The organism is Saccharopolyspora sp. NPDC000995, from assembly GCF_053599315.1.
Map to the genome: position 1 here is coordinate 1 of NZ_JBSFLZ010000210.1, position 6,483 is coordinate 6,483.

General features: G+C 68.8%; 4 protein-coding genes. All 4 read left to right on the plus strand.

Annotation, left to right across the window (positions count from 1 at the left end; all coding sequences use genetic code 11):
* Positions 1–592: 592 nt before the first annotated feature.
* The 4 genes from ACWDKQ_RS34580 to ACWDKQ_RS34595 all read left to right on the plus strand — a co-directional run bounded on the left by ACWDKQ_RS34580 (position 593) and on the right by ACWDKQ_RS34595 (position 6,397).
* Complete coding sequence (locus tag ACWDKQ_RS34580; protein ID WP_450142974.1) at positions 593–730, plus strand: hypothetical protein; 138 nt, start codon at positions 593–595, stop codon at positions 728–730.
* A 115-nt stretch (positions 731–845) separates the two neighbouring features.
* Positions 846–4,022 (plus strand): arabinosyltransferase domain-containing protein, encoded by a 3,177-nt coding sequence (locus tag ACWDKQ_RS34585; protein ID WP_450142975.1) that lies wholly within the window; start codon positions 846–848, stop codon positions 4,020–4,022.
* A gap of 256 nt (positions 4,023–4,278) precedes the next feature.
* Positions 4,279–5,199 (plus strand): AEC family transporter, encoded by a 921-nt coding sequence (locus tag ACWDKQ_RS34590; RefSeq protein ID WP_450142976.1) that lies wholly within the window; start codon positions 4,279–4,281, stop codon positions 5,197–5,199.
* A 334-nt stretch (positions 5,200–5,533) separates the two neighbouring features.
* The gene (locus tag ACWDKQ_RS34595) at positions 5,534–6,397 is read left to right on the plus strand and encodes a PhzF family phenazine biosynthesis protein (RefSeq protein ID WP_450142977.1); all 864 of its coding nucleotides are present in this window, start codon (positions 5,534–5,536) and stop codon (positions 6,395–6,397) included.
* Positions 6,398–6,483: the final 86 nt, after the last annotated feature.

Below are 6,483 nucleotides of genomic sequence, written 5' to 3' on the forward strand. Positions count from 1 at the left end.
CGCGGTGAACACCGAACGCACCCCCTCCAGCACAGACAGCAAACACCACGGTACGGTTCCCACAGGAAGCATCGGCGAATCTCCCGGACAACGGGCGGTTACAAGGAACGCCGATGCTTCCCCCATCTCCAGGCCATGATCACGCCGCCACGCCGCACACCCCCCACAAAACTGCGAAACCTCAGTCCGGGGAGCAGTTCAGGTTTTGGGTGCCCCCTCTAATCCGGGACTGCGGTGCCCACACGGCTGGCAGAAACGGTCCAGCCGCCGCTGCCGCTTCCCAGCGGCAAGTCCTATACCCCGGTACTGCACCCATCTTCCAGGGCCATACGTTACGGAGCCTCATCAGGGGTTCACTCGCGTTCACCCGTCTGTCCTTCCCCTTGCCTGTAACCCCCGGATGGGACGGAGCTCCTTGGGCTTTCCCCTCGGCTTCACACCCCACAGTTGCCCGTGACGCATGCGAGGGTGGGGACAGGCCTCGAGCACTAGCCTGAGACCACATCTCCGCTACAACAACCGGCCCTCCACATTCATGGTCCACTCGCTTCGAGCAACATCACGTCGCACGGATCTGGCGTATACCGATGCCTTGTCGGACCTGCCGCTGCTGGCACGCGCCGCGCGGCCGGTGCTGGTCAACGCGGGCAGCGCACTGGTCCGCAGGGCCGCGGAGCGGCTGGGTGCGGGACCAGAAGTCGTGTGGTGGGGAACCGGAAAGGATTGCTGAACGTGCGAGGCCGCTGGCGCAGTGCGATCATCGCCGCGCCGGTTATCGGTCCCGCAGTGCGCCTAATTAAGCTCTTCGGGATTGGGTTCTTTCCGGAAGAAGAGGTGGCGGTCGCGTGACTCAGCGGTTGGTGCAGGTCACGCGCCGCGGTCCGGCGTCGAAATACGCGGGTCTCTGGGCGGCGTTGCTGGGCCTGATCTCCGCGCTGCTGGCGCTTGCGGTGCCGTTCCTGCCGGTCGAGCACGAGGTCACGACGTTGCAGTGGCCGACCGCGCAGGGCACGAAACCGGTCTCGGCGCCGCTGGCCAGCCACGCGCCGCTGTGGCTCGCGGCGGAGGTGCCGTGCGCGGCCGCGCGGAGCCTGGATGCGCGCATTGACGGCCCGGGTGTGCTGATCGCCACGAACGCGCCGTCGTCGGAGTACGGCGGGCTGACCGGGATGACCCTGCAGGTCGACGCCGGGCAGGTCACGCTTTGGTCGAAGGGGCACCAGGTCGGCACCGCCACCCTGCCCGCGGGTGACTGCTCCATTTCCGTGCACTCGGACGCGGCCGGCACGCAGGCCGGCGTGGCCGGGCTTCCGCTGGCTGCGGTGCCCGGCGATCAGCGGCCGCAGCTGACCGGCATCTACTCGCAGCTCGACGCCGCGATCGACGACGTTCGCGGCCTGGATTTCCAGGCGAGGGTGGACAACCGCTTCGCGAGCCAGGCGACGCCGCTGAAGGTCGCCGTGATGGTGCTGGCCGTCCTGACGTTCCTTGGTTCGATGATCGCGTTGCGCCACCTGGAGATCCGGCGGGCGCCGCGCCTGGTCCCGCCGGGGTGGTGGCGGCCGGAGGTCCGTGACGTCGTCGTCGGCAGCGCGCTGGGCGTGTGGTGGCTGATCGGCGCGATGACCGCCGACGACGGTTACATCCTGACCATGCTGCGCGCGGCCGACAGCGCCGGGTACGTCACCAACTACTTCCGCTGGTTCGGAAACCCGGAATCGCCCTTCGGGTGGTTCTACGAGATCTACGCGCTGTGGGTGCAGATCTCGCCCGCGACGCCGTGGGTGCGGTTGCCCGCGCTGTTCCTCGGGGTGATCAGCTGGCTGCTCGTTAGCCGCGGCGTGCTGCCGCGGCTCGGGCAGCAGGTGGGGCGCAGCAAGTCCGCGGGTTGGGCCGCGGCAGCGGTGTTCCTGGCTTTCTGGCTGCCCTACAACAACGGTCTCCGGCCGGAACCGGTCGTCGTGGCATTCTTCCTGCTCGCGCTTTGCGCAGTCGAGCGGGCGGTGGCCACACGGCGGCTGACGCCGGCCGCTCTCGGGCTCGTCGCGGCGGCGTTGGGCCTGGGCGCGAACCCGCACGGGATGGTCGCGCTGCTGCCGTTCGTCGTGGCCGCGAAGCCGCTGCTCCAGATGCTGTGGCAGCGCGTGCGGGAACGCGGCGCGCTGCCGGTGCTGGCCCCCGTCGCGGCGGCCGGGCTGGTGATCGTCGTCGGCGTCTTCTTCGACCAGACCCTGCAGTCAGTGCTGGACTCGGTGGCGCTGAAGACCAAGTTCGGCCCGAACGAGCAGTGGTACGAGGAGCTCAGCCGCTACGACCGGCTATTCGGGCCATGGCCGGACGGGTCGTTGACGCGCCGGTTCCCAGTGCTGCTGCTGGTCCTGTGCCTCGTGGCGAGCGGAGTGGTGCTGCTGCGTCGGCACAAGATCCGCGGCGCCGCGCTGGGCCCGAGCCGCCGCGTGCTGGCGGTGGCCGCGCTGAGCTTCGTGGTGCTGGCCATGACGCCCACCAAGCACACGCACCACTTCGGGATCCTCGCCGGGATCGGCGCGGTGGTGGCCGCGCTGACTGCGTTGGCGACGAGCGCGGCCGTGCTGCGATCCCGGCGCAACCGGGCGGGGTTCTTCGCCGGTCTCATGGTCATCTGCGCCCTCTCCGTCACCGGCACGAACTCGTGGTGGTACGTCTCGGGTTGGGGCGTGCCGTGGTTCGACCGGGCACCGAGCCTCGATGGGCGAAGCGCGAGCACGTACTTCTTGGCGGCAGCGGCGGTGGCCGGTGTCGTCGCCATGGTCGAGCACCTGAGGCACGACGAGCTCCCGGTCATCACGCCGGAGGCACGGCGTCGGGTGCTAAGCCTCGGCGCCGCGCCGCTGACGATCACCTGCGCGATCCTGCTGCTCGGTGAGGTGGCGCTTTTCACCGCTGGAATGCAGCGGCAGCGCGGCGGTTACAGCCTGGGCGCGGACAACATCAAGCAGCTAGCCGGTTCCAGCTGCGGGCTCTCCGACTACGTCGGCGTCGAGACCGACCCCCGGCGAGGTGTGCTCACCGTGTCGCCGCTCCAGCCGGCTGCGGAGAGCGCTGAATCGGCGAACCGACGCACCAAGCCGAAGCCCGCCGACTACCTTTCGGCCACCGCGGTCGGTTTCCACCGCTTCGGCTACCCGGGGGGCAAGCAGTGGACCCCGCCGTTCGGGTTCGGCGGCGACGACGCGCCGGTGTGGGGGACATTCTCCGCCGATGGCCCTGTCACCGGTGAGCTGCGCACCCCCTGGTACGACCTGCCGCCGCAGGCCACCAGCGGCGAAGCCCCCGTCGTGCTGTCCTTCGGCGGCGACGCCACCGGCGTGAACTCGCTCGGCGTCGAATGGGGCCGGGACACCCCGCAGGGCTTCGAAATCATGGGCCACGTCGACATCGCCCAGCTCAGCGGCATGTGGTGGGATCGCCGGTTCATCGTGGATGGTGCGACGAAGGTCCGGGTGGTGGGCGTGGACCGAAAGATCGACAGCGGAGGCTGGATGGCGGTCAGCGCGCCGCGCGTCCCGCAGCTGACCAGCATGACGAAGGTGATCGGCGACGCCCCCGCCTTCGTGGAATGGACCGCCGCACTGGTGCATCCGTGCCTGAACCTCGCGCGACTGCACAACGGGATCGTGGAGATGCCGCGCTTTCGAGTCGCCGGTGGCGGGATGCTGCGCGACATGGGCCAGAGCTGGTCGGCGCCGGCGGCCGGCGGCCCGTTCGGTTGGCTCAACGTGGCGGCCAGCGTCCGCGTGATGCCGACCTACCTCGAAGGCGATCTGCACCGCGACTGGGGCTCGCTGTACGTGGTGGACTCCTACCAGTCCGACGCGCTCCCGGCGGAGGCTGCGATGGAGGTTCACTCCGAAACGCATTGGGGGCTTTGGAGCCCGGGACCGCTGACGAAGGCCGCGAAGCTGCCCGGCGGCGCGCCCAGCTCCAGCGGCCGCACCGATCTCAGCTCGCTGGGCCCGGTCCCGGCCGGCGACGCTGCATGATCGGCTGTGAGCATCGCCATGTCCGAGGGGTGGAGGCGGCTTAGATCGCTTAGGATCGCTAACCGTTGAGGTGTGCTGGTGCACCGGCACCCGACGGGACTGCCGCCGCAGCTGGTGCCGCTGGCGCGGCCAACGCTGGAAGCCCTTAGCACGGAAGAAAAAGAATGCCTCGCGCTCGACAGTGGTCGGCCCGGCAATGGTCGCCTGCCACCCTTGTCTACTGTGGAGTCGATGCGATCGCAGCAGTGGAGGCGTCGTGGGTGGTGTGATCGAGGGCTTCGGCGTCATCGCCGTCATCGTGCTGGTCGGCTACCTGCTCGGCCGCATCAAGGCGCTCGGCGAGAACGGGCGCGAAGTGCTGACCCGGTTGTCGTTCTACGCCGGAACTCCCGCGCTGCTGCTGAAGATGCTCTCGGAATCCGACGTCTCGATCATCTTCTCGACTCCGCTGCTGGTCAGCGCCTTGAGCACATTCGCAGCCGCGGGGCTTTTCGTGCTGGTCGGCGTGCTGCGCCGGTGGAACATCCGCCGCACGACCATTGGCGCCCTGTGCTCCAGCTACGTCAACGCCGGCAACCTCGGCATTCCGATCGCCGTGTACGTGCTCGGTGACGCGACGCTGGTGGCCCCGGTGATGCTGTTTCAACTGCTGGTGATGACGCCGATCGGTCTGACCGTGATCGACTTCTCGCAGGGGGGCGAGCGTTCCTCGGTGTGGCTGCGGATCCTCGCGCCGTTCCGCAACCCGATCGTCATCTGCTCGCTGATCGGCGTCGGGGTCTCGTTGAGCGGCTGGCGGATCCCGGCGCCGGTGCTGGAGCCGATCGGTCTGCTCGGGCACCTGTCCGTGCCAACGGTGCTGCTCGCGTTCGGCATCTCGTTGCACGGCAGCGCATTGCCCGCGGGTGGTACGGAGCGGTGGCCGGTGCTGCTGTCGGTCGTGTTGAAGTCGGTCGTGCACCCGGTGATCGCCTGGGCGATCGGCGCGGGCCTGTTCGGGCTGGAAGGCACGTCGTTGTTCGCCGCGGTGGTGATCTCCGCGCTTCCGGCGGCGCAGAATCTCTTCGTCTACGCCTCCCGCTACAACGTGGGCGTGCGGCTGGCCCGCGAATCGATCCTGCTGTCGACGGTCCTTTCCGTGCCAGTGCTTTTCACCGTCACCGCACTGCTTGGTTGACGCGGGGACCGCGCGTTGTGGGGCGATACCCCGGTTGCGCGCGACCCCCGCGCCGGATGGCACCCTCGCCTACAACACGTCCGCGATGGCCTGACGACACGACTTGCGCAGGGCTCGTCTCGAGCCGGAGCTGCTGCCGGTGCCGAGCCAGACCTTGCCTGGGCGGCCGCGCTGCTTCGCTGCTCGTCCATCTCTTCTCTCGACTGTCCTATTCGGATTGCCATCACCGTGTTCGGACGTGGCTGCGTCGAAGGATTCTTTCCGCCGGGCAAGTCAAGTTGGTCAACCGCCCCCCCGGGGTGCGACCTGCGAGCGCTCTTGCGAGCATGGATCCGTGACAACTTCCAGTACTGGCCACCAGGCTGATGCCCGCCCGCGCCGGTTCGCCCAGGTCGACGTGTTCCCGGCCGGGGCTTGCACCGGCAACCCGTTGGCGGTCGTGCTGGACGGCGAGGGCCTGACCGACGACCTCATGCAGCGGTTCGCCAGATGGACGAACCTTTCCGAGACGACGTTCCTCCTGCCGCCGACGGCACCGGGGGCCGACTACCGGGTGCGGATCTTCACCCAGGCCGTCGAGCTGCCGTTCGCTGGTCACCCCACGTTGGGCAGTTGTCATGCCTGGGCGAGCAACCAGGAGGGGCCCGTTAGGGACCGGATCGTGCAGGAATGCGCCGCCGGGCTGGTCGAGATCCGCCGGACCGATGCCGGATACGCGTTCGCGGCTCCGCCGCTGTTGCGCGAAGGTCCGGTCGACCGGTGTCTGCGCGACGAGATCGCGACCGGACTGGGGCTCGCGCCCGATACGATCCGCGATGCGCAGTGGGTCGACAACGGGCCGGGCTGGGTCGCAGTCCTCCTCGACAGCGCGCAGGCGGTGCTTGACCTCCCCACACCCGTGGCGACGCCCCCGATCGGAATCGTCGGGCCGTACCCGCCGGGTGCGGATTACGACTTCGAAGTTCGGGCGTTCTTTCCCAATTCGAGCGGAATGACCGAGGATCCAGTCACCGGAAGCCTAAACGCGGGAATCGCGCAGTGGCTGATCGGCACCGGCCAGGCCCCCGAGCACTACACCGCGCACCAGGGCACCGCCGTCGCCGCAGACGGCCGCGTCGTGATCGATCGCGACAGCGACGGCGCCATCTGGGTCGCCGGCGCGGCAGTCACCCGCATCCACGGCGAAGTCCGGATCTAGTGCCAAGGCCGTGAAGTTTGGACGTTGGTGCTGGTTGTCAAGGATCTGCGGGCGCGAGGATGTCGACGTTGAGGGTGGCTTTGTAG